The organism is Pseudonocardia xinjiangensis, assembly GCF_012911925.1.
Lineage (GTDB): Bacteria > Actinomycetota > Actinomycetes > Mycobacteriales > Pseudonocardiaceae > Pseudonocardia > Pseudonocardia xinjiangensis.
Map to the genome: position 1 here is coordinate 1 of NZ_JAAXKY010000127.1, position 22,216 is coordinate 22,216.

Annotated in this window: 20 protein-coding genes and 1 tRNA gene; 16 read left to right on the forward strand and 5 right to left on the reverse strand. The window is 73.2% G+C overall.

The features are described from left to right. Window positions 1-173 precede the first annotated feature (173 nt). Window positions 174-246, forward strand: a tRNA-Ala gene (locus tag HF577_RS28610). Window positions 247-374: 128 nt separating this feature from the next. Beyond that, window positions 375-944, forward strand: coding sequence for a hypothetical protein (locus HF577_RS28615; RefSeq protein ID WP_169399088.1), 570 nt, complete (start codon window positions 375-377; stop codon window positions 942-944). Here HF577_RS28615 and HF577_RS28620 read toward each other — a convergent pair whose 3' ends face one another. Further along, window positions 945-1,580 (reverse strand): helix-turn-helix domain-containing protein, encoded by a 636-nt coding sequence (locus tag HF577_RS28620; protein ID WP_211174978.1) that lies wholly within the window; start codon window positions 1,578-1,580, stop codon window positions 945-947. A 109-nt stretch (window positions 1,581-1,689) separates the two neighbouring features. Here HF577_RS28620 and HF577_RS28625 point away from each other — a divergent pair, with 109 nt between their 5' ends. After that, window positions 1,690-2,586 (forward strand): EamA family transporter, encoded by an 897-nt coding sequence (locus tag HF577_RS28625; protein ID WP_169399089.1) that lies wholly within the window; start codon window positions 1,690-1,692, stop codon window positions 2,584-2,586. A gap of 7 nt (window positions 2,587-2,593) precedes the next feature. Here HF577_RS28625 and HF577_RS28630 read toward each other — a convergent pair whose 3' ends face one another. Beyond that, on the reverse strand, window positions 2,594-4,129 hold the full coding sequence (locus tag HF577_RS28630; RefSeq protein ID WP_169399105.1) for a dolichyl-phosphate-mannose--protein mannosyltransferase: 1,536 nt from the start codon (window positions 4,127-4,129) through the stop codon (window positions 2,594-2,596). A 105-nt stretch (window positions 4,130-4,234) separates the two neighbouring features. Here HF577_RS28630 and rsmI point away from each other — a divergent pair, with 105 nt between their 5' ends. From rsmI to HF577_RS28650, 4 genes are all read left to right on the forward strand, one after another. Next, the gene (gene rsmI, locus HF577_RS28635) at window positions 4,235-5,086 is read left to right on the forward strand and encodes a 16S rRNA (cytidine(1402)-2'-O)-methyltransferase (RefSeq protein WP_169399090.1); all 852 of its coding nucleotides are present in this window, start codon (window positions 4,235-4,237) and stop codon (window positions 5,084-5,086) included. Window positions 5,087-5,170: 84 nt separating this feature from the next. Next, window positions 5,171-6,274 (forward strand): hypothetical protein, encoded by a 1,104-nt coding sequence (locus HF577_RS28640; protein WP_169399091.1) that lies wholly within the window; start codon window positions 5,171-5,173, stop codon window positions 6,272-6,274. Further along, entirely contained in the window at window positions 6,271-7,887 is a 1,617-nt protein-coding gene (locus HF577_RS28645) for a vWA domain-containing protein (RefSeq protein WP_312859433.1), read from the forward strand. Before HF577_RS28640 ends, HF577_RS28645 begins: the two co-directional genes overlap by 4 nt. After that, window positions 7,880-8,482, forward strand: a complete 603-nt coding sequence (locus HF577_RS28650) for a hypothetical protein (RefSeq protein ID WP_169399092.1) — start codon at window positions 7,880-7,882, stop codon at window positions 8,480-8,482. Before HF577_RS28645 ends, HF577_RS28650 begins: the two co-directional genes overlap by 8 nt. 92 nt (window positions 8,483-8,574) lie before the next feature. On the opposite strand, the gene HF577_RS28655 is transcribed toward HF577_RS28650, so the two are convergent. Both HF577_RS28655 and HF577_RS28660 read right to left on the reverse strand, forming a co-directional pair. Further along, a complete protein-coding gene (locus tag HF577_RS28655; protein WP_169399093.1) occupies window positions 8,575-9,771 on the reverse strand; it encodes a cation:proton antiporter in 1,197 nt (398 codons plus the stop codon). A 6-nt stretch (window positions 9,772-9,777) separates the two neighbouring features. After that, window positions 9,778-10,254: a cation:proton antiporter regulatory subunit gene (locus HF577_RS28660; protein WP_169399094.1), complete on the reverse strand. Its 477-nt coding sequence runs from the start codon at window positions 10,252-10,254 to the stop codon at window positions 9,778-9,780. A 133-nt stretch (window positions 10,255-10,387) separates the two neighbouring features. Between HF577_RS28660 and HF577_RS28665 the strand changes: the two genes are divergently transcribed. From HF577_RS28665 to HF577_RS28700, 8 genes are all read left to right on the forward strand, one after another. Continuing rightward, window positions 10,388-10,567 (forward strand): hypothetical protein, encoded by a 180-nt coding sequence (locus HF577_RS28665; protein ID WP_169399095.1) that lies wholly within the window; start codon window positions 10,388-10,390, stop codon window positions 10,565-10,567. Window positions 10,568-10,610: 43 nt separating this feature from the next. Then, window positions 10,611-12,404: a methionine--tRNA ligase gene (gene metG, locus HF577_RS28670; RefSeq protein ID WP_169399096.1), complete on the forward strand. Its 1,794-nt coding sequence runs from the start codon at window positions 10,611-10,613 to the stop codon at window positions 12,402-12,404. Next, window positions 12,401-13,285: a TatD family hydrolase gene (locus HF577_RS28675; protein WP_169399097.1), complete on the forward strand. Its 885-nt coding sequence runs from the start codon at window positions 12,401-12,403 to the stop codon at window positions 13,283-13,285. Before metG ends, HF577_RS28675 begins: the two co-directional genes overlap by 4 nt. A gap of 290 nt (window positions 13,286-13,575) precedes the next feature. Continuing rightward, the gene (locus HF577_RS39900) at window positions 13,576-15,171 is read left to right on the forward strand and encodes a resuscitation-promoting factor (RefSeq protein ID WP_169399098.1); all 1,596 of its coding nucleotides are present in this window, start codon (window positions 13,576-13,578) and stop codon (window positions 15,169-15,171) included. 34 nt (window positions 15,172-15,205) lie between these two features. After that, window positions 15,206-16,078: a 16S rRNA (adenine(1518)-N(6)/adenine(1519)-N(6))-dimethyltransferase RsmA gene (rsmA, locus tag HF577_RS28685; RefSeq protein WP_169399099.1), complete on the forward strand. Its 873-nt coding sequence runs from the start codon at window positions 15,206-15,208 to the stop codon at window positions 16,076-16,078. 36 nt (window positions 16,079-16,114) lie between these two features. Then, the gene (locus HF577_RS28690) at window positions 16,115-17,074 is read left to right on the forward strand and encodes a 4-(cytidine 5'-diphospho)-2-C-methyl-D-erythritol kinase (RefSeq protein WP_169399100.1); all 960 of its coding nucleotides are present in this window, start codon (window positions 16,115-16,117) and stop codon (window positions 17,072-17,074) included. Continuing rightward, window positions 17,074-18,879 (forward strand): ABC-F family ATP-binding cassette domain-containing protein, encoded by a 1,806-nt coding sequence (locus HF577_RS28695; RefSeq protein ID WP_169399101.1) that lies wholly within the window; start codon window positions 17,074-17,076, stop codon window positions 18,877-18,879. The genes HF577_RS28690 and HF577_RS28695 overlap by 1 nt, the downstream gene beginning before the upstream one ends. A 97-nt stretch (window positions 18,880-18,976) precedes the next feature. Then, on the forward strand, window positions 18,977-20,467 hold the full coding sequence (locus HF577_RS28700; RefSeq protein WP_169399102.1) for a glycosyltransferase family 39 protein: 1,491 nt from the start codon (window positions 18,977-18,979) through the stop codon (window positions 20,465-20,467). Between the two features lie 8 nt (window positions 20,468-20,475). Here the strand turns inward: HF577_RS28700 and HF577_RS28705 are convergent, their stop codons facing one another. Beyond that, window positions 20,476-20,913 (reverse strand): nuclear transport factor 2 family protein, encoded by a 438-nt coding sequence (locus HF577_RS28705; protein ID WP_169399103.1) that lies wholly within the window; start codon window positions 20,911-20,913, stop codon window positions 20,476-20,478. A gap of 86 nt (window positions 20,914-20,999) precedes the next feature. Between HF577_RS28705 and HF577_RS28710 the strand changes: the two genes are divergently transcribed. After that, entirely contained in the window at window positions 21,000-21,557 is a 558-nt protein-coding gene (locus HF577_RS28710) for a TetR/AcrR family transcriptional regulator (protein WP_312859434.1), read from the forward strand. Window positions 21,558-22,216 lie beyond the last annotated feature (659 nt).

Here is a 22,216-nt window from a genome sequence, read left to right on the forward strand (position 1 = left end):
CCTGCGCCCCGCTCCGCCCCCGCCGCTCCCGGCAGGAACGGCGCTGGTCGATGCCAGTGAGGCCGACCTCGAGCTGCACGACCTCGCCGGGCCGACCCGGCCCGACTACCGCCGTGCGGCGGGGGAGTGACCGGCTGATAGGGTTTTCTTCGTCCGGCGGAGACGGCGGACACGGGGCTGTGGCGCAGTTGGTAGCGCGACTCGTTCGCATCGAGTAGGTCAGGGGTTCGATTCCCCTCAGCTCCACCGAGTCGACCGAACCCGGCAGCGGAAGCTGCCGGGTTCTCTGCGTCGGCGGGGTGGCTGACCAGCCCTGCGCGCACGGCGCGGCATCTGCGAGGAGGCCCTCGGGCGCCGTCCGGGAGAATCATCCGGTGCCGAGATTCCGCCGTACCGTCATCCTTGCCGTGCTCGCCCTGATCGTGGGTGGGCTCGCCGCGCTGGCGGTCGCCGACCCGTTCCACCTGCGCCATGCGCGATGGTTCACAGCGGGGCTGGTGCTGCTCGCGCTGCTGCTGCTCACCTCGGCGTTCGCCGTGGCCGTCCGCCGTGGCCTGGCGCGCGTGCTCGTGCTGGCGGTGGGTGCGATCGCCGTACTCGGCTGGGCGACGGTGGTGTGGACGGCGTCGCAGGTGGCGGGGATCGACCAGACGGTGTCCGAGGTGGCCGACGGTGGCCGGCGCCTGGTGGTGGTGGAGGGGGCGCCCTACGCCATCGACCCCATCTACGCCGTGGTGATCCGCGCCGGCAGCGGGCCGTTCGAGCAGGAGTCGATCGTCTACCAGGGGGTCGAGGAGGCGCCGGCGCCCGCCGACGTCCGGTTCGTCGACTCCGACACCGTCGAGGTGCGCACCGCCGGCGGGTGCATGTACCGCTCGGAGGTGGAAGGGGTGACGCTCGCCGTCGACCCGGTGCACCGGCCGTTGCGGGCCGACGGCTGCTGATCACGGGAGCGGGATCTCGGCCTCCGCGATGCTCGTGGGCGGGACGAGGCCGGCATCGCCGGGTTGTAGGACGACCATGACGAACCGCACGGGGGCGGCGCCGGAGCCAGCAGGCGCCTCGTTGCTGTATCGGTGCGGGGCGTGGGCCTGGAAGAGGACGGAGTCGCCCGCCTCCAGGTGCTGGACGGTGCTGCCGACGCGCACGGTCAGGCGGCCGGAGAACACCGAGAGGACCTCGCGGGTGCCCATCGGGTGTGCCTCGCCGTCGAAGCCGTCGCCGGGTTGCAGCGTCCAGTCCCACAGTTCGACCACGTCGGGCGGGTCGGTGCCGATCCGGAAGACGGCGTTGCTGCCCGCGGCGCTGCTCCACAGCCGGGCCGCCTCTGCCCCGCGGCGGACGACGACCCGCGGCTCGGCGTCCCCGTCGACGAGCGAGGCCACCCCGACCCGCAGCGCCGCGGCCAGCCCGACCAGGGTGGCGATGCTCGGGTTGCCCCGGGCCGTCTCGATCTGGATCACCGTGCCCCGGCTGACGCCCGCCGCGGCGGCGAGCGCGTCGATGGTCATCCGCCGCTGCTGGCGCAGGGAGCGGACGTTGCGGCCGACCGTGGTGGCCACGTCCTCGGGAGACTGCACGCCGGTCAGTCTGCCGTACTGCGTCGGATAGTTGGTTGTACTTCTCGCATTCTCGAACTACCGTCCAGTGCGTTGACCTGATGGGTACGTTCTACTGAACTGAGGTCCGATGTCCGTCCCTGTCGCGCTCCCGGCGGCGCTCTCCTACGGCGTGGCCGACTTCGCCGGCGGGCTCGCCGCCCGGCGCGCTCCCGTCCTCGTCGTGACGCTGGTGGCGCAGGCCGCCGGGCTGCTGACCCTGCTGCCGGCGGCGTGGCTGCTGCCCGGGCACCCGTCGGCCGCCGCGATCGGCATGGGTGTGCTGGCCGCCATCGGCGGGACCAGCGGGTTGCTGCTCTACCTCCGCGCGCTCGCGGTCGGCCCGATGGGCGTGGTCGCGCCGCTGTCCTCGGTGGTCGGCGCCGGACTCCCGCTCGCGGTCGGCGTGCTGACCGGGGAGCGCCTCGGGCCGCTCACGGTGGTGGCGATCGTCGTGGCGCTGGTGGCCATCCTGATGGCCACCGCGGGCACCCGGCGGGACGCCGCGGCGACCACGGGCATCCTGCTCGGGCTCGCCGCCGGCGTCGGCTTCGGCCTGTTCTTCGTCGGCCTCGGGTCGACACCGGACGACTCCGGGCTCTGGCCGCTGCTCGCGGGCCGGGTCGTCTCCGTGATGGTCGTGGGCGCGCTGGTGCTGCGGCACCGGCTGCCGCTGCGCCCGGGCGTCCGCCCGGTCGTCCGGCTCCGTCAGACGGTCGGCGCGGCCCGGCCGGTGACCGAGCAGGCGCCCGCGCCGTTGCCCGCGCGCTGGATGATCGTCAGTGGTGTCTTCGACAGTGCCGCCAACGTGCTGTTCCTGCTCTCCGCGCGGCTCGGCGACCTGGCCGTGAGCGCCGTGGTGGTGTCGCTCTACCCGGTGGTGGTCGTGCTGCTGGCGCGCGTGGTGCTCCGCGAACGGCTCACCGTGATGCAGCTGGTGAGCGCCGCGCTCGCGCTCGGGGCGAGCGTGCTGCTCGCGGTGGCATGACCGTCGGTCAGGCGCGCCAGGACGGCAGCCACAGCTGCGCGTCCCACATCTCCGCGGTGATCGGCTCGCCGACCAGGATGGGCCACAGCCAGATGAAGTTGGCGACGACCCCGCCCACCCAGAGGCCGACGACCAGCAGGCCCGTCTGGCGACGCTCGCGCGACGCGTTCGACCTGCCCAGGATCTCGCCCATCACCAGCGCCGTGCCGAGGATCAGGAACGGGACGACGGGGGTCATGTAGAAGAAGTACATCTGGCGGTTGATGTCGGCGAACCACGGCAGGATGCCGGCCGCGTAGCCCACCACCACGGCGCAGTAGCGCCAGTCGAAGCCGGTGAAGATGCGCCACAGCGACCACGCGAACACCCCGAGCGACGGCCACCACAACGCGGGCGTGCCGATCAGCATCACCGCGCTGATGCACGACGAGGCGCCGCAGCCCGTGATCTGGCTGCCCGAGGAGTAGTAGTAGAGCATCGGACGCAGGCCCATCGGCCAGGTCCACGGCTTGGACTCCCACGGGTGCACGCCGCTGGCCTGGGTGGTGAGGCCGGTGTGGAACTCCAGCACCTTGCCGCTGTAGTACCAGAGCCCGCGCAGCGCGTCGGGGACGAACGACCAGGGTCCGCCGGTCCCCACCTTCACGCCGACGGCGTACCGGTCGATGGAGGTCTCGCTGCCGAACCACGCCCACCACGCCGCCAGGTAGGCCACCACCGGGATCAGGGCCAGCGCCCACAGCGCGGGCGCGAGGTCCCGCCGCAGCGTGCCCAGCCACGGCCGCTCGACGCCTGCGGCGCGCCGGGCCGCGAGGTCCCAGACCACGGCGAGCACGGCGAAGGCCGCGAGCCAGTACACGCCCGACCACTTGACCGCGCACCCCAGTCCGAGCAGCACGCCGGTGGCGAAGCGCCACCACCGCACGCCCAGCCGTGGACCGTACGGGGAGTCGTGCATCCGGCCCTCGGTGATCACGATCGCCAGCCGGGCCCGCACGTCGTCGCGGTCGCGCACGAGCGTGGTGAACGCTGCCAGCACGAACAGGGCCGAGAACACGTCGAGCATGCCCATCCGCGACTGCACGTGCGACAGCCCGTCGCAGATCAGCAGGACGCCGGCGATACCACCGAGCAGCGTGGAGCGGGTGAGCCTGCGCCCGACCCGCACGATCAGCAGCACCATCAGCGTGCCGGCCAGTGCCGCTGCCGCGCGCCAGCCGAACCCGTCGTAGCCGAAGAAGAACTCCCCGAGCGCGATGAGCTGCTTGCCCAGCGGCGGGTGCACCACCAGCTCGTACCCGGGGTTGTCCTCGACGCCGCCGTTGCGCAGCATCTGCCAGGCCTGCGGCACGTAGTGCTTCTCGTCGAAGACGGGGGTGCCGCCGTCGGTGGGGCGGCCCAGCCCGGCGAACCGCACCGCCCCGGCGATGAGCGCCAGGGTGATCGCGACGATCCAGCCGCGGAGCCGGTCGGTCGGTGGGGGCGCGCCCAGCCGGACCGTCGGGTCGGCCGGGTGCAGGCCGGGCGCGGGGGCGTCGCCGATCGGCCGGTTGCCCGTGGGGGCGTCGGCGGTGGCTCGGGTGGCTGTGCCAGCTCGCGAGCGGTCGTCGCTGCGGGTGGCCACGTCGCCGATCGTAGGCTGCCAGCCATGTCTGCTGACCCGGTGTCCGGCCGTCTCGTGCTCGCGGCCACCCCGTTGGGTGACGCCGGGGACGCGTCGGCGCGCTTGCTGACCGCGCTTGCCACGGCCGACGTGGTGGCCGCCGAGGACACCCGGCGCCTGCGTTCGCTCGCCGCAGCGCTCGGTGTGACGGTGTCGGGCCGGGTGCTGAGCCACTACGACGCGGTGGAGGCCGCCCGCCTGCCCGGGCTGCTCGACGACGTCCGCGCCGGGCGCACCGTGCTGGTGGTGACCGACGCGGGGATGCCCGCGGTGTCCGACCCCGGCTACCGGCTGGTCGCGGCGGCGGCGGCCGAAGGGCTGCCCGTCACGTGCCTGCCCGGGCCGTCCGCGGTGACCACGGCGCTGGTGCTCTCCGGCCTGCCCTGCGAGCGGTTCTGCTTCGAGGGCTTCGCGCCCCGGCGCGCCGGCGAACGCCGGAGGTGGCTCACCACGCTGCTCACGGAGCCGAGGGCGATCGTGTTCTTCGAGTCGCCGCACCGGCTGGCCGAGACGCTCGCCGACGCGGTCGACGTGCTGGGGCCTGAGCGGGGCGCCGCCGTCTGCCGGGAGCTGACCAAGACCTACGAGGAGGTGCTCCGCGGCCCGCTCTCCGAGCTCGCGGAGTGGGCAGCCGAGGGACCCGTGCGCGGGGAGATCACGGTCGTGCTGGCCGGCGCCGCGCCCTCCGCCGCGCCGCCCGTCGAGTCGCTGGTGGGAGCCGTCGAGGAGCGGGTGGCCGACGGCGAGCGGCTCAAGGACGCGGTGGCGGTGGTGGCGCGGGCGGCAGGCGTCCCGAAACGGGACCTCTACGAGGCCGCCCTCGCCGCCCGCTCCTGAAGCCGGCTGTCCGCACTGTCCATGGCGCCCGATTCGGGGCCTCGCGTTCACTGTGCGTTCAGACTCGAACGAGATCATCACACCATGACCGCTCCGAGCGGCCGGCGCTCCGGCAGGCGGGTTCTCAGCTGGCTGCTCGCGCTCGCCCTGCTGGGAGTGGTCGGGTTCGTCGTGATCCGCGACATCGGCGGCGACCAGCCGCAACCGGCGGCCCCGATCGTCGTCACCGGCGTGATCGGATCGGAGAAGCTGGCGTTCTTCGCTGACCAGCGCGTGCGCGACGTGTTCCGCGCCAACGGGCTCGATGTCCGCGTCGACCCCGCGGGTTCGCGCCAGATCGCCACCACCGTCCGGGTCGACGACTACGACTTCGCGTTCCCCTCCAGCTCCCCGGCGGCGGACAAACTGCTGGCCGAGCGCCCGGCAGCGCGTACGTACGCCCCGTTCTCCTCGCCGATGGCGGTGGCCACGTTCACCCCGATCGTCGACGTTCTCACACAGGCGGGCGTCGTCGCGCCGGGGACCTCGGCGTTCGACGTGCACCGCTACCTGGCCCTCGCAGCCGCGGGCACCCGGTGGGACCAGCTGCCGGGCAACACGGCCTTCCCGGCGCGCAAGAACGTGCTGCTGTCGACGACGGCGCCGTGCCAGTCCAACTCCGCTGCCATGTACCTCGGGATCGCCTCCTACGCCGCCAACGCGGACTCCGTGGTCGCCGACCCGGCCGCGGCAGCGGCGGTGGTGCCCGCGGTCCAGCCGCTGTTCCGCGACCAGGGCTACCTGCCGCCGTCGACCGAAGTGCTCTTCGAGGACTACCTGTCGGCCGGGATGGGCCGAGTCCCGATGGCGCTGGTGTACGAGGCGCAGTACCTGGCGGAGGCGCTGTCGCCGGACCCGGTGCTCCCCGCCGAAGCGCGCCTGCTCTACCCGAGGCCGACGATCTTCTCGCGGCACACGCTCGTGCCCCTCACGCCCGAGGGCGACCGGGTCGGCTCGTTGCTCACCACCGACGCGCAGCTCATCGCACTGGCCGCTGAGCACGGCTTCCGCCCCATCGACCCCAGGGCGTTCGCCGAGGCGGTGCGGAACCGCGGTCTGCCGGAGCCCCCCACGCTCGTCGACGTGGTGGAGCCGCCGTCGTACGACACGTTGGAGGGGATGTTGACGAGCCTCGGGTGCACCCCGTGAGGCGGCTGACCGTGGCGGGCGCTGTGGTGGTCGCCCTGCTGGCCGGCTGCACGAGCGGGAGCCCGGCCGGCCCGGGGGCCGGACCGTCGGGCGAGCCGGTGACGCTGCGGGTACTCGCCGGGAGCGAGCTCGCGGACCTCGGCCCGGTGCTCGACGAGGCGGCCGCAGCCACGGGCGTGCGCGTCGCGCTCGACCCGGTCGGCACGCTGGACGGGGCGGAGGCCGTGGTGTCCGGAGCGGCGGCGGCCGACCACGACGCGATCTGGTTCTCCTCCAACCGCTACCTGGCGTTGCAGCCCGAGGCGCAGGCCCGGCTCGGCACGGCCACCGACATCATGTCCTCGCCCGTGGTGCTCGGTCTGCGGCGCTCGGTGGCCGAGCGCCTCGGCTGGGTGGGGCGGCCGGTGACCTGGGCGGAGATCGCCGCTGCTGCCGGTGCCGAGCAGTTCACCTACGGGATGACCGACCCGTCTGCGTCGAACTCGGGGTTCTCGGCCGTCGTGGCCGTGGCGACGGCGCTGGTCGGGGCCGGTTCGGCGCTCACCGCCCCGCAGGCGGCGTCGACTGCTCCGGCGCTTCGGGACTTCTTCGCCGCCCAGACGCTCGCCGCCGGGTCGTCCGGCTTCCTCCAGGACGCCTACGTCCGCCGCGCCACCGGTGCCGATCCGGGGGAGCCGGTGGACGGGCTGATCAACTACGAGTCGGTGCTGCTGGCGATGAACGCAGCGGGCAACCTCCCCGAGCCCCTCGAGCTGATCTACCCGGCCGACGGGGTCATCACGGCCGACTACCCGTTCACCGTGCTCGCCGGGGCCTCCGAGGAGGTGCGGGACGCGTACCGACGGCTGACCGAGTACCTGCGCACGCCGGACGTCCAACGCACGATCGCGAATCGCACGCACCGCAGGCCCGCCGTGCCGGGCGTCGCTCCAGCGCCGTCGTCGGCGCTCGTGGAGCTGCCGTTCCCCGGACAGGCCGACGTGGTCGACGCGCTGCTCACGAGCTACTTCGACAAGCTGCGGCGCCCGTCGCGCACCGTCTACGTCCTCGACACGTCGGGCTCCATGGAGCGCGAGGACCGCATCGGTGCGCTGCGGCGCTCGCTCGCGGGCCTGGCCGGGGCCGACCCGTCCCTCACCGCGCAGTACCGCCGGTTCCGGGGCCGCGAGGAGGTGACGCTGCTGCCGTTCAACAGCCTCGCGGGCAACCCGCAGACGTTCACCGTTGCCGAGGACGACCCGGGCCCGGACCGGCAGCGGATCGCGGACGCGGGCGCGGCGCTGCAGGCAGGCGGCGACACGGCGATCTACGACAGCCTGGAGAGCGCGTACCGGCTGGCGGAGCGACAGATCGCCGCCGACCCCGACCGGTTCACCTCGATCGTGCTGATGACCGACGGCGAGAACACGAGCGGCGCCGACATCGCAGCGTTCCGCGCCTACGTCGGCTCCCTCCCCGCGCAGCTGCGTGGCGTTCCGGTGTTCTGCGTGCTCTTCGGCGAGAGCAGCACGGCGGAGATGGAGGAGGTCGCGGAGCTGACCGGCGGCCGGACCTTCGACGCGCGCACGGTGCCGCTGGCGGAGGTCTTCCAGGAGATTCGCGGGTATGTCTGACCGTGCGGGTGGCGCGCGCCGCTACCTGGTGTCGCGGAAGAACATCGCCGGGATGGTCGGCGCGCTGGCCGGTGTGGGGCTGCACCTCGCCGGCGTGATCGGGGACGTCTGGCCGGTCGTGGCGGTCGGGCTGTACGGGGTGGGCGCGCTGGTCGGGCCCGCCGACCCGGCCGCGTCACCCCGGTTGACCGACGCGCTGCGCTCCGACGCCGCGGCCCTCCTCACCCGCATCACGCCACGGTCCGAGGCCCTTCCGGCGGGCACGGTCCCCGCCGTCCGACGGATCGTCCAGGTCATGGGGCTCGTGCTCGACCGGCTCGACGAGGTGGGCGATCGGCCCGCCGACCGGGCAGCTGCTCCCGAGCGGCTCGCACTGGCGGCCGAGATCGTGCGGGTGGACCTGCCGATGTGCCTGGACACCTACCTGGGCCGCACGCCGTCGACGTCGGTGGAGCGGGCAGCCGGGGAGTTCGTGGCCCAGCTCCACCTGATCGCGGCGGCGGCCGACCGCCTCGCGGCCGAGGTCCCCGACATTCACGTCCAGCGCGCGGAAGACCTGACACGCGAGTTGCGCCGCCGTCACGGAGAACCGTGACGGGCGACCGCCCCTTACCGCGACATGGTCACGTATCGCTGGTGAAAGGCCGACGAATCCGCGTCAGGTGACCATGTCGCGGAGGCTCGGGGTCAGTTGCCGGCCGAGGGGGCCGGCGCGGTGGACGGGCGCTTCGCGCGTGTCCACCGCACCGCCGGCTCCACCACGCGGGCGGCCACCGGTCCGATCACCGCCATGAGCAGCACGTACGTGGTGGCGAGGGCGGCGAGGCGTTCGTCAACCGCCGCGTAGCCGACGGCCAGCCCGGCGATGACGATCGAGAATTCGCCGCGCGCCACCAGCGCCGCCCCGGCGCGGGCCCGGCCCAGTGACCCGATGCCCACCCGGCGCGCTGCCCACCACCCCGTGGCGAGCTTCGTCAGCGTGGTGGACACCGCGAGGACGACCGCCCAGCCGAGCACCGGCGGGATCGACGCCGGGTCGGTGTTGAGCCCGAACACCACGAAGAACACCGCGGCGAACAGGTCGCGCAGCGGCTCCAGCAGCTTGGTGGCGTTCTCCGCCGTGGAGCCGGAGATCGCAATGCCCAGCAGGAACGCCCCGACGGCTGCCGAGACCTGCATCGCGGAGGCGAAACCGGCCACCAGCAGCGCGGCACCGAGCACCTTGAGCAGGAAGACCTCACGGTCGGGGGAGTCGACGAGTGCGGACACGAACCGCCCGTAGCGCAGCGCCACCACGAGCACGACGGCGAGCACCGCGACCGAGATCCCGACCGCGGTCAGGCCGCCGACGAGGCTCACACCGATCAGCACCGCGGTGAGGATCGGCAGGTAGAGCGCCATCACGAGGTCCTCGAACACGAGGATCGACAGCACCACGGGCGTTTCGCGGTTGCCCAGCCGGCCCAGGTCCGAGAGGACCTTCGCGACGATCCCCGACGACGAGATGTAGGTGACGCCGGCCAGCACCAGCGCCCCGACCGGCCCCCAGCCCAGCGCGAGCGCCACGGCCGCGCCCGGCGCGGCGTTGAGGACGATGTCGAGGATCCCGGCCGTCCAGGACCGGCGCAGGCCGGTGACGAGCTCGGCTGCGGAGTACTCCAGCCCGAGCAGCAGGAGCAGGAGCACCACGCCGACCTCGCCCGCGAGGCTGGTGAAGCCTTCGATGCCGCTGAGCGGGACCAGCCCGCCTGCGCCGAAGAAGAGCCCGCCGAGCAGGTAGAGCGGGATGGGGGACAGCCCGATCCGCCCGGCGAGGCGGCCCAGCAGTCCCAGTCCGAAGAAGACGGCACCGAGTTCGATCAGTTCCAGCGCGGTGTGGTCCACCCGCGGTCAGCCCCGCTTGAGGATCTTGACAGCGTTGTCGAGCCCCTCCGACGTGCCGACCGTGACCATGAGGTCTCCGGCGGTCAGGGTGAAGTCCGGGGTGGGGCTCGGGTGCACCTGCCCGGCGCGCATCACGGCGACGACGGAGACGCCGGTGCGGGTGCGCAGGGCCGTGTCGCCCAGCGTGCGCCCGTCGAACGGGGGGCCGACGGGGATCTGGCGGGTGTGGATGCCGGGCAGGTCGCGGTGCTCCTCGGTGAGCTGGGCGACGAGCTGCGGGGCACCGAGCAGGTTGGCCAGGGCGCCGGCCTCGTCGACCGTGAGCGGCAGCTCCGCGAGGCAGGCGTCGGGGTCGTCCGACTTGGAGATGATCAGCTCGATCCTTCCGTCGCGATGCGTGACCACGCCGATCCGTCTGCCGCCACGGATCGCGAACTCCTTGCGCACACCGATTCCGGGCAGGGGCGTGACCTCAACGTTCACCCTGTCCACGGTAATGGAAGGGATCGCTACCCTGTGCACATGCGGGTCCTCATGCTCGACGCGCCCCAGGCGATGTGAGAACGGCGAGACCTACGAGAAGATCGACTTCTACGGACGGGTCGGGGTCCGCGAGATGATCGTCGCCCACCCCCACGAGCGGCGGGTGGAGCTGTTCCGGGCCCTCGGCGGCCGGCTCGTCCCCGTACAGCCCGGTGCCGAGGGTGAGCTCACGAGCGAGGTGCTCGGGATCGTCCTGCGCACCGTCGACGGGAAGCTGGAGATCTCCTGGTCCGGGGGCTCGGCCACGGTCTGAGCGCCCGCGGAACCCGGTGGCGCGCTGGGCCTAGTCTTGACCCATGAGTTCCCCCGTGCTGACCGCCGTGGCCTGGCCCTACGCCAACGGCCCCCGGCACATCGGCCACGTCTCCGGTATCGGTGTGCCCTCCGACGTCTTCTCGCGCTACCAGCGGATGGTCGGCAACCGGGTTCTCATGGTCTCCGGCAGCGACGAGCACGGCACCCCGATCCTGGTGCAGGCCGAGAAGGAGGGCCTGACGCCGCAGCAGACCGTGGACAAGTACCACCGCGTCATCGCGGAGGACCTGCGCGGGCTCGGCGTCACCTACGACCTCTACACGCGCACCACCACGGGCAACCACGCCGACGTCGTGCAGCAGATCTTCCTGGCGCTGCACCGCAACGGCTACATCGTCCCGAGGACCACCACCGGCGCGATCAGCCCGTCCACCGGACGCACCCTGCCCGACCGCTACGTCGAGGGCACCTGCCCCATCTGCGGTTACCCCCAGGCCCGGGGCGACCAGTGCGACAACTGCGGCAACCAGCTCGACGCCGCCGAGCTGATCAACCCGCGGTCGCGGATCAACGGCGAGGTGCCGGCGTTCGTCGAGACCGAGCACCTGTTCCTCGACCTGCCCGCGTTCACCGAGGCGCTCGGCAAGTGGCTGTCCACGAAGACGGGGTGGCGGCCCAACGTCCTGAACTTCACCAGGAACCTCGTCGACGACATGAGGCCGCGGCCCATCACCCGTGACCTCGACTGGGGTGTGAAGATCCCGCTCGACGGCTGGCGCGACCAGCCGCTCAAGAAGTTCTACGTCTGGTTCGACGCGGTGATCGGCTACTTCTCCGCCAGCGTGGAGTGGGCCCGGCGCACCGGTGACGCCGACGCCTGGAAGGCGTGGTGGAACGACCCCGACGCCGAGCACGTCTACTTCATGGGCAAGGACAACATCACGTTCCACGCCCAGATCTGGCCCGCTCTGCTGCTCGGCCACAACGGCCAGGGCGACCACGGCGGCGAGCCCGGGCCCTACGGCGTGCTCGACCTGCCCACGGAGATCGCCTCGAGCGAGTTCCTCACGATGAGCGGTTCGAAGTTCTCCACCTCGCGGGGCACCGTGATCTACCTGGGTGACGTCCTGCGCGACTTCGGTCCCGACAGCCTGCGGTACTTCATCTCGGCGGCCGGGCCGGAGACCCAGGACGTCGACTTCACGTGGGACGAGTTCGTCCGCCGGGTCAACTTCGAGCTGGCCAACGAGTGGGGCAACCTCGTCAACCGGTCGATCTCGATGGCGCACAAGAACAACGGCGCGATCCCGGCGCCCACCCGGCCGGCGGCGGCCGATGCCGAACTGCTCGCGCTGTCGAAGGCCGCCTTCGACACCGTGGGTGCGCATCTGCGCCGTTCGCGGTTCCGGGCCGGGATCAGCGAGGCGATGCGGGTGGTCTCCGCGGCCAACCGCTACCTGTCGGAGCAGGAGCCGTGGAAGCTCAAGGACGACCCGGACCGGCGCGACGCCGTGCTGCACACCGCACTGCAGGTCGTGCAGGACGCCAACACGCTGCTCACGCCGTTCCTGCCGCACTCGGCGCAGAAGGTGCACGAGGCGCTGGGCGGCACCGGGGTGTGGGCGGCCCAGCCGGAGCTGCTGGACGTCCCCGACCTGGACATCCCGGGCCGGATCAACCCGATCCTCACCGGCGACTACACCCGCGAGCAGGCGCGCTGGCAGTCGGTGCCGATCGAGGTGGGCCGCCCGCTGGCCAAGCCCACGCCGATCTTCACCAAGCTCGATCCCGAGCTGGGTGAGAACGGCCCCGAGTGGGCGCCGATCCTGAAGTGAGCGGCGCGCACGGGCGGCGCGAGCGGCCGCCCGCCCCCGAGCCGCTGCCCGCTCCGACCGTCGACGCGCACACCCACCTCGACGCCTGCGGGTGCGAGGACGCCGCCGACGTGGTGGCGGCGATGGACCGGGCCGCCGCCGTCGGCGTCACGCGCGCCGTCACGATCGCCGACGACCTCGCGGCCGCGCGCTGGGCGGTGCAGGCGGCGCACTGGGACGAGCGGGTGACCGCCGCGGTCGCCCTGCACCCGACCCGGACGGCCGCCGTGCCGGAGGAGTGGTTCGCGGAGATCGAGCGCCTCGCCGGCGACCCGCGGGTGGTCGCGGTGGGGGAGACGGGCCTCGACTACTACTGGGACCACTCCCCGCCCGCCGCGCAGCAGGAGTGGTTCCGGCGGCACATCGACCTCGCCAAGCGGATCGGCAAGCCGCTCATGATCCACGACCGGGACGCCCACGAGGACGTGCTGCGGATCCTGCGCGAGGAGGGGCCGCCGGAGACCGTCGTGTTCCACTGCTTCTCCGGCGACGCGGCGATGGCGCGGGAGTGCGCGGCGGCCGGGTACGTCCTGTCGTTCGCCGGCCCTGTGACCTTCCGCAACGCCCGTGACCTGCAGGAAGCGGCGGTCGTCGTGCCCGAGGAGCAGCTGCTCGTGGAGACCGATGCCCCGTTCCTCACCCCGCACCCCCACCGCGGCCGGGCCAATGAGCCGTACTGCCTCCCGTGGACCGTGCGCGGTCTCGCGGCGTTGCGCGGGGTCACGGACGAGCGGCTCGCCACGAGCGCTCGGCGTAACGCCGAACGGATCTTCGGCCTCGCCGACGTGCCACCTGCTGCGCACCCGTGGACGGGCGGCACGGACGGTGCTCGTTCGGCGTAGGCAGCGGGCCATTCGGCGCTGGCAAGGCATTTCGGTGAGCCATCGACCGTGACCGCCCGTTACGGTTCCGTGATCGCTAAAGCCGGGGTGGGGAACGCTCCCCAGCACAGCGGTCACGGTGGTCCGGGGCGCTCCCCCTGATCCATGCCTCCGGGCCACCGTGACCGGTGATTCCTCCCCTGCCCGGTCCGAACGAGGTCTGGATGCCAGTGGTCGACGTCTCTACTCGCGCGCGGCACCGTGCCCCGCGTGCTCGTGGGGGTGAGAAGGTCACCGCACCCCCGGTCGCGGTGCCGACGGAAGACCCCTACGCCGATTGGTACGGCGGCGGGGACACCGGCACGTTCCCCGCGTCGCCTGCCGAGCTGCTCGAGCAGTCCCGCAAGCCGGTCGCCGCCCCTGGCGAGTCCGCCACGGAGCGCACCACCAGGATCGCGGCCAGGAGCGCCGCCGGGCGGCACCAGGCGCCCGTGATGACGCGCCCGGCGCCCGGCACCGGGACGATCGACGCCAGGGCCATCGACGCCGGTGCCGATCCGGCGACCGGCCCGTTCGCCGTGATCCCCGCGCAGGAGGTCACCAGCCGGATCCGGCCGATCGACGACGACGTGACCGGGCCGATCCCGGTGGTCCCGGCCGTCGCGTCCCGGGTCGAGGCCGAGCCCCTCACCCAGCCGTTCGCAGCGGTGGTCGCGCCGGACGCCGCCCCGGCCGCGGCGCCCGCGCCCACCCGGGCCGGTCGGCGCCGGCAGGCGGCCGCCCCCCGGCGGGCCCCGGCCCGGCTGCTGGTCCGCGGCACCGTGCTGGCCGTGCTCGTCGCGCTGGTGGGTGGCAGCGCCACCGCGCTGGCCATGGACAAGACCGTCACGATCACGGTCGACGGCCACGACCGCACCGTCCACACGTTCGGGTCCGACGTCGCCGCGGCGCTGGAGTCGGCCGGGCTCACCCCCGCCCCGCAGGACCGCGTGGAGCCCGCGCTGCCCACCGGTCTGAGCAACGGCGACCACGTCATCCTCAGCCGGGCCCGCAAGCTCACCCTGGTGGAGGGCACCTCCGAGCGTGAGGTCTGGACCACCGCCGCATCCGTGGGCGATGCACTGAAGGTGCTCGGCGTCGACGCCACCCCGATCCAGATGTCGGCCGCTCCCGCCACCAGCATCCCGCTGGCCGGTCTCGCGCTGAAGCTGAACGTGCCGCGTTCCGTGTCGATCACCGACGGCACCGGGGCTCCCGCGGACGTCACCACCACGGCGGGCACCGTGGCCGGCCTGCTCGCCGAGCGGGGCATCCAGCTCGGCCCGGACGACGTCAGCGTGCCGCCCGGCGACACGCCGCTCACCGACGGCACGTCGGTGCAGGTCGTGCGCAACGGTGTCGGTGAGGTCGTCGTGGTCCGCGACATCCCGCCGCCGGAGGAGCTGATCGAGGACCCCGACATGCCGCGGGGCAAGCGTGTGGTCGTCGACAGGGGCGAGTCCGGCGAGCAGACGGCGATCATGCGGGTCTACGTGCAGAACGGCAAGGAGGTCCGGCGCGAGCAGGTGCGGGCCGGGAGCAGCACCGCGCCGAAGCCCCGCGTCGTGAAGGTCGGCACCAACGACGACATCCCGCAGGCACCGGCCATCTCCGACGGCAGCGTGTGGGACAGGCTCGCCGACTGCGAGGCCACCGGCAACTGGGCGATCAACACTGGCAACGGCTACTACGGCGGTCTCCAGTTCGACGCCGGCACCTGGCGCGCCTACGGCGGCGACGACTACGCGCCGCTGCCCCACCAGGCCAGCCGCGAGGAGCAGATCGCCGTCGGCACCAAGGTCCGCGACGACCGCGGCGGCTACGGTGCCTGGCCGGCCTGTGCCAGCAAGCTCGGCCTGCCCCGATGACACGGGCCGGTGCGGCCCGGTGCACGCTCCGAGGGTGACGGACGAACAGTCGCGGTTGCTGGGGCCCGCCGAGGTGCGGGCTCTGGCCGGGGAGCTGGGGCTGCGGCCGACGAAGCGGCTCGGGCAGAACTTCGTGCACGATCCCAACACGGTGCGCCGTATCGTCCGGGCCGCCGACCTCACGCCCGACGACGTCGTGCTCGAGGTCGGGCCGGGGCTCGGGTCGTTGACGCTCGCCCTGCTGCCCGCCGTGCGCGCGGTGCACGCCGTGGAGATCGATCCCGTGCTCGCCGCGCGGTTGCCGATGACCGCCGCCGAGCGGGCTCCGACGCTGGCCGACCGGCTCACCGTCACCACGGCCGACGCGCTGCACGTGCTGGCCACCGACCTGGCCGGTCCCGTGCCCACCGCGATCGTCGCGAACCTCCCGTACAACGTCGGCGTGCCCGTGGTCCTGCACCTGCTGTCCCAGCTGCCGCAGCTGCGGCGCGGGCTGGTGATGGTGCAGTCCGAGGTGGCCGAACGGCTCGCCGCGCCGCCCGGCAGCAAGGCCTACGGGGTGCCGAGCGCGAAGCTGGCCTGGTACGCCTCCGCTCGCCGGGCGGGTCCGGTGCCGCGCGCCGTGTTCTGGCCCGTCCCGAACGTCGACTCCGGGCTGCTGGCCTTCGACCGCCGGGACCCGCCACCCGGCGACCGGGCCGAGGTGTTCCGGCTGATCGACGCCGCTTTCGCACAGCGCCGCAAGTCACTCCGGTCGGCCCTCGCCGGCTGGGCCGGCTCTCCCGCCGCGGCGGAGGACGCACTCCGAGCAGCGGGGATCGACCCGTCGGCACGGGCCGAGACGCTGGGTGTCGAGGCGTTCGCGGGCCTCGCCGCCGCCCGTGCCCGATCGTCACAGGGGCACTGACGGCGCGCCGCCACGGCGCGCACGTAGTGTTGGCGGGTGCTCGCAGCCGTCCCTCCCCCGGTCACCGTGCGCGTACCTGCGAAGATCAACCTGCATCTCGCCGTAGGACCACTGCGGGACGACGGCTACCACGACCTCGTCACGGTGTTCCACGCCGTGAGCCTCTTCGACGAGGTGTCCCTCGCACCCAGTGACGCCCCGGGCATCGAGGTGCACGGAGAGGGCGTCGCCGAGGTGCCCGCCGACGAGACGAACCTCGCGTGGCGGGCCGTCCAGCTCCTGGCCGAGCGCGCCGACCGGGATCCGGACGTGCGGCTGGTGCTGCGCAAGGGCATCCCCGTCGCCGGTGGCATGGCAGGCGGCAGCGCCGACGCGGCCGCCGCGCTCGTCGGGTTGTCGTCGCTGTGGAAGCTTGACCTCTCCCGCGACGAGCTCTCGGTGCTGGCGGCGGAGCTCGGCAGCGACGTCACCTTCGCCCTCTACGGCGGCACCGCGCTGGGCACCGGCCGCGGCGAGCGGATCGTGCCGGTCCTGTCCCGGCACCCGCAGCACTGGGTGATCGCCCTGCACCGCGGAGGGCTCTCGACACCGAGCGTCTTCCGGGAGCTCGACCGGCTGCGCGGTGACGAACCGCCGCCGGACCGCCCGGTCGAGCCGGTGCTGGAGGCGCTCGCCGGTGGCGACCCCCGCCAGCTCGCCCTCAGTCTGGGCAACGACCTGCAGGCGGCCGCCGTCAGCATGGCTCCCGACCTGCGGCGGACGCTGCGCGCCGGGGTCACCGCGGGTGCGCTGGCTGGGCTCGTCTCGGGTTCCGGGCCGACGTGCGCGTTCCTCTGCACGAGTGCCGACGCGGCCATCGACGTGGCCACCGAGCTGGCCGGCGTCGGCGTCTGCCGCACCGTCCGGGTGGCTCACGGACCGGTTCCCGGCGCCCGCGTGGTCGACCTGCACGAACCGCCGGGACCGCCCACGTCCTGGCCTCCGGTGCGCGCCTGATGGCCCCGCGCGTATCGGCCCAGAATCTGGTGAACCTCGAGTCGGTCACCGCCCACGTCCCCGGTGACGCCTCCCGCGTCCTGCTCGACGCCGTGTCGCTGGGCGTGGAGCGCGGGGAGCGGGTCGGTGTCGTCGGGCTCAACGGTGGCGGCAAGACCACGCTGCTCGACATCATCACCGGCGACCGCGCCCCCGACGGCGGACGGGTCAGCCGCGTCGGCGGCCTGAACCTCGCCCACCTCGCGCAGGGCGACACCCTGCCGAAGGGCGCCCGCGTCCGTGACGTCGTGCTCTCCGCGTGGGACGGGGCAGCCGACCACGAGTGGGCCGCCGACGCCAAGGTCCGCGACGTGCTCGACGGGCTGGGCATCGGCGACCTCGAACGCAGCGTCGAGGGTCTGTCCGGAGGGGAGAAGCGGCGGGTGGCGCTGGCCGCGGCCCTCGTCGGCGACCCCGACCTCGTCGTGCTCGACGAGCCCACCAACCATCTCGACGTCGAGGGCATCGGGTGGCTCGCCGGGCACCTGCTGTCGCGCCGCTGCGGCGTCGTGGTCGTCACGCACGACCGGTGGTTCCTCGACGCGGTCTGCACCCGTACCTGGGAGGTCGCGAACGGGCGCGTGGAGAGCTACCTCGGCGGCTACGCCGACTGGGTCTACGCGCGCGCCGAGCGCTCCCGGCAGGCGGACGCGGCAGAGGCCCGCAGGCAGAACCTCGCCCGCAAGGAGCTGGCCTGGCTGCGCCGCGGCGCGCCCGCGCGCACGTCGAAGCCGCGGTTCCGGATCGAGGCCGCCGAGGCGCTGATCGCCGACGTCCCACCGCCCCGCAACTCCGTCGAGCTGCTCGGGTTCGCCACCAACCGGCTCGGCCGCACGGTGCTGGAGCTCGAGGACGCCACGGCCGAGATCGCCGGACGCACGCTGCTCGACCACGTCACCTGGCGCCTCGGGCCCGGCGACCGCGTCGGCATCGTCGGCGTCAACGGCTCCGGGAAGACCACCCTGCTGCGCACGCTCACCGGTGAACGTCCGTTGCAGGGCGGCAAGCTGGTCAAGGGCACCACGGTGCAGCTGGCGGAGCTCAGCCAGGAGCTCGTCGACCTGCCGAAGGACATGCGTGTGCTGGAGGCCACCGAGCAGGTGGCGAAGTACGTCCGGCTCGGCAAGCTGGAGCTGACGGCGTCGTCGGTGCTGGAGCGGCTCGGGTTCCCCGCGGCCCGGCAGTGGACGCCGGTCGGGCAGCTCTCCGGTGGCGAGCGCCGCCGCCTGCAGCTCACCCGGCTGCTCATGGCGGAGCCCAACGTCCTGCTCCTCGACGAGCCCACCAACGACCTCGACGTCGACACACTCTCGCGGCTCGAGGACCTGCTCGACGGCTGGCCGGGCACGCTCGTCGTCGTCAGCCACGACCGCTACCTCGTGGAGCGGGCCTGTGACACGGTGGTCGCCCTGTTCGGCGACGGGAAGATCACGCACCTGCCCGGCGGGATCGAGGAGTACCTGCAGCGTCGCGCCGCGGCCGGCAAGCAGGCCACGGGCCTGTCCGCGGTCCCGGCCGGGTCGGCGCCTGCGAAGCCGGCGTCGAACGCCGCCGACCAGCGCGCCGCGCGCAAGGAGGCCTCCCGGCTGGAGCGCCGGATGACGGCGCTGAGCAAGCGCGAGAAGCAGCTGCACGAGGAGCTGGCCGCCGCCGCCACCGACCCGGCCCGGCTCCTCCAGCTCGACGCCGAGCTCAAGGCGGTGCTCGCCGAGCAGGAGACGGTCGAGCTCGACTGGCTGGCCGCTGCGGAGATCGCCGAGTCCTAGCGTCTCTCCGGTCCGGTTGATCCGGAGATCCGCCGATCGATCGATTCGGCCTGATGGGCCGCCCCCTAGCGTCTGCCGTGGACTTGGGGGGACGAAGATGACGACGATCACGAGCCCGGCACCTGCGCGGGCGCTGCCGGCTTTTGCCCGCGGCCCGGTGCTGCTGGTGGCAGCCGCAGTCGGGGTGTTGCTCACCGCGGTGAGCGGCCGCTACGGATACTTCGGCGACGAGCTGTACTTCATCGCGGCGGGGCACCACCTGGCCTGGGGCTACGCCGACCAGCCGCCGCTGCTGCCGCTGATCGCGCTGGCGATGGACACCATCGCTCCGGGGTCGGTCGCGGTGCTGCGCATCCCGGCCACCCTCGCGACTGTGGCCGGGGTCGTGCTCGCGGCGCTACTGGCCCGCGAGTTCGGGGGCGGCAGGCGCGCCCAGCTGCTCGCGGCAGGTGCCTACGCACTGTCGCCGAACTTCCTGGCCACCGGGCACCTGCTGGCCACCTCGACGCTCGACCCGGCGCTGTGGACAGCGCTGACCTGGCTGCTCGTGCGGTGGGTGCGCACCAGGGCCGATGGGCTGTTGATCGCCGCCGCGCTCGTCACAGCGGTCGCGCTGCAGGTGAAGTTCCTCGTCGGGGCGTTCTGGGTCGTCGCGATCGTGGCCGTGCTCGTGTTCGGTCCGCGCGACCTGCTGCGCAGGCCCGCGCTCTGGCTGGGCGGTGCGGTCGCGGTGCTCACCACCGTGCCGACCCTCGTCTGGCAGGCGCAGAACGGATGGCCGCAGCTGGGCATGAGCCGTGCGGTGGCCGCCGAGAGCGTCTACGCCGGCGGGATGATCGGCTTCCTGCCGGTGGGGCTGCTCATGGTCGGGTTCCTGGTCGGCTCGGTGCTGGCCGTGCACGGAGTGGGACGGCTGCTCGCCGATCCGGCATACCGGTTCCTCGGGGTCACGGCGCTCGGTGTCACCCTGATCTTCCTGGTGAGCGGCGGGCGCCCGTACTACATCGCGGGGATGTTCCCGGTGCTCTGGGCGGCGTCGGCGGCCGCGATCGAGCAGCGCAGGCCGGCCGTCTGGTGGCGGTGGGTGCCGACGTGGCCGGTCTACGCGGTGACGGCGGTCCTCGTCCTCGGCGTCCTCCACGTGCTGCCGATCAAGCCGGTCTCGGCCCACGCCGACCAGCCGCTGATGATCGGCAACTTCCAGCTCGACGAGATCGGCTGGCCGCAGACGGTGGACGACGTGGTGGCCGCGCACCGCGCGCTGCCCCCGGAGACCGCGCGGAACGCCGTGGTGGTCACCGGGGACTACTGGACGGTGTCGGCGATCCAGCACTACGCGCCGGACCTGCCCGCATACAGCGCGCACCGGGGCGCCGCGTGGTTCGGCACGCCGCCGGAGGACTCCGGCGCGGTGCTCGTCGTCGGTGACCCGACCTCACTGGCACCGGCCTTCGACCGCGTCACGCAGGTGGGCGCCATGGACAACGACGTGCGCGTCACCAACCTCGTGCAGGGAACTCCGATCTTCCTGCTCGAAGGGCGGAACCGCGCCTGGGCCGAGATCTGGCCGACGATCCGGCGGCTCTGATCCGGTGGTCAGGCCGCCGAGAACGCGGCCACCAGGTCGGGGGTGCGGCCGAGCAGCACGGCCGTCGCGATCGGGTCCATGTAGTCGTCGTAGCTGATGATCTCGCCGTCGCGCACCCGGATCACGCCGAGTGCGCGGAACCGGTACGGCCCGCCGGTGGCGTGCGAGTGCCCGTGGTGCTCGATCTCGGCCACCACGACCTCGGGGTCGTCGGTGTCGCGGACCACCACGTCGACGCCCTCGATCCGGAACATCTCCCGCCGCCCGGAGGCGGCGCCGTGATAGGCCCGGATCGCGTCCCGCCCGCGCAGCTCGCGCGGCATCCCGGGCGGGGCGAAGGGATAGGTGAGCACCCCGTCGGCGGCGAAGAGGTCGGCGAACACGACGCCCTCCCCGGCCACCATGCGACGTACCTGCTCGACGACTTCCCGAGGACTGCGGCTCATGACAACTCCTAGAATCGGAACGGTGACCCCGCTTCGACGATACGGAACGTGCGCCCCGCTTCGCTACCCACCTGCGGTGTGCGGTCGTGGCTGACCGGCCGCTGCGCGCGGACGCCCGCCGCAACCGGGACCGGGTGCTCGCAGCCGCCGACGCGGCCTTCGGAGAGCGGGGGTTCGGTGTTCCGCTCGACGAGATCGCGGCAGCAGCCGGCGTCGGCCCGGGCACGGTCTACCGGCACTTCCCGACGAAGGAAGCGCTCTTCGAGGCCGTCTCCCTCGCCCGGGTGCAGGACCTCGTGGCGGATGCGCAGGCCCGCGCCACCGCCACCGATCCCGGGTCGGCCTTCGACGGTTTCCTCACCCGGCTCGCCGAGGAGGCCGACCGCAAGCGCGACCTGCCCGACGCGCTCGCCGGGGCCGGGGCGCGCGGAATGTCCGATGCCGTCGCCGAACTGCAGGCTGCGCTGGATGTACTGCTGGCGCGGGCCCAGACGGCCGGAGCCGTACGCGGTGACGTCACCGTCCCGGACCTGATCGCGCTGCTCAAAGGGCTGTTGCAGGTGGTCGGGACCGACTCGGACCCGGCGCTGGGTCGACGCGTCTTCGCAGTGGTGCGGGACGGGCTGAGACCTCAGCAGGGATGAGGATCAACCTTTCGACCGATCCGCGCCGAGGGGGACTGTCCTAACGTGACAGCGGTGCGGCCGGGTCGGGGGACCCGGAGGGGAGCACCGCACAGCACGACCGGCCCACCGCCGATCGACGGCGGCGGCGGGCCGGTCGGCACCCCCGCGAGTCGCCCGGAATCGGCGCGCGAGTCGCCCGAAACGAGCCCGCGAGTCGCCCGGAATCATTCCGCGAGTCGCCCGGAACGGTCCCGCGAGTCGCCCTGATTCGGTGCGCGAGTCGCCCTCCTATCCCGGGCCCCCATTCCTGCGGCGTTGGCCTCTGCCCGGAGCAGCCCACCGACCCGCTGCGTGCCCATCCCGCTGGCGAGTCGTTCGGTGACGAGTGGGGCCGCGTGTGCGGAGGAAGGGCGACTCGGCCTCCCGATCGGGGCGACTCGCGGGTTCAGATGGCAGTGATCGATCCGAGATCCGACTCTTGGCCCTGTGGAGGGCGGATAGCCGGATCTCACGACGATCATCGGGAGAAGGCCGCAGGATCGGGCGACTCGCGCGCGAGAACTGGGCGACTCGCGGGTGCGGCGGGGCGAAGCGCGCGCCGGGACGGGATCGGGGCGACTCGCGCACCGAATCAGGGCGACTCGCGGGACCGTTCCGGGCGACTCGCGGAATGATTC

Excerpts from the sequence above, each read along its gene's own strand:
- HF577_RS28640 (WP_169399091.1), top strand. The coding sequence starts at position 5,171 with ATGACCGCTCCGAGCGGCCGGCGCTCCGGCAGGCGGGTTCTCAGCTGG.
- rsmI (WP_169399090.1), top strand. The coding sequence starts at position 4,235 with ATGTCTGCTGACCCGGTGTCCGGCCGTCTCGTGCTCGCGGCCACCCCG.
- HF577_RS28650 (WP_169399092.1), top strand. The coding sequence starts at position 7,880 with ATGTCTGACCGTGCGGGTGGCGCGCGCCGCTACCTGGTGTCGCGGAAG.
- HF577_RS28700 (WP_169399102.1), top strand. The coding sequence starts at position 18,977 with ATGACGACGATCACGAGCCCGGCACCTGCGCGGGCGCTGCCGGCTTTT.
- HF577_RS28665 (WP_169399095.1), top strand. The coding sequence starts at position 10,388 with ATGATCGTCGCCCACCCCCACGAGCGGCGGGTGGAGCTGTTCCGGGCC.
- HF577_RS28625 (WP_169399089.1), top strand. The coding sequence starts at position 1,690 with ATGTCCGTCCCTGTCGCGCTCCCGGCGGCGCTCTCCTACGGCGTGGCC.
- metG (WP_169399096.1), top strand. The coding sequence starts at position 10,611 with ATGAGTTCCCCCGTGCTGACCGCCGTGGCCTGGCCCTACGCCAACGGC.
- HF577_RS28705 (WP_169399103.1), bottom strand. The coding sequence starts at position 20,913 with ATGAGCCGCAGTCCTCGGGAAGTCGTCGAGCAGGTACGTCGCATGGTG.
- HF577_RS28695 (WP_169399101.1), top strand. The coding sequence starts at position 17,074 with ATGGCCCCGCGCGTATCGGCCCAGAATCTGGTGAACCTCGAGTCGGTC.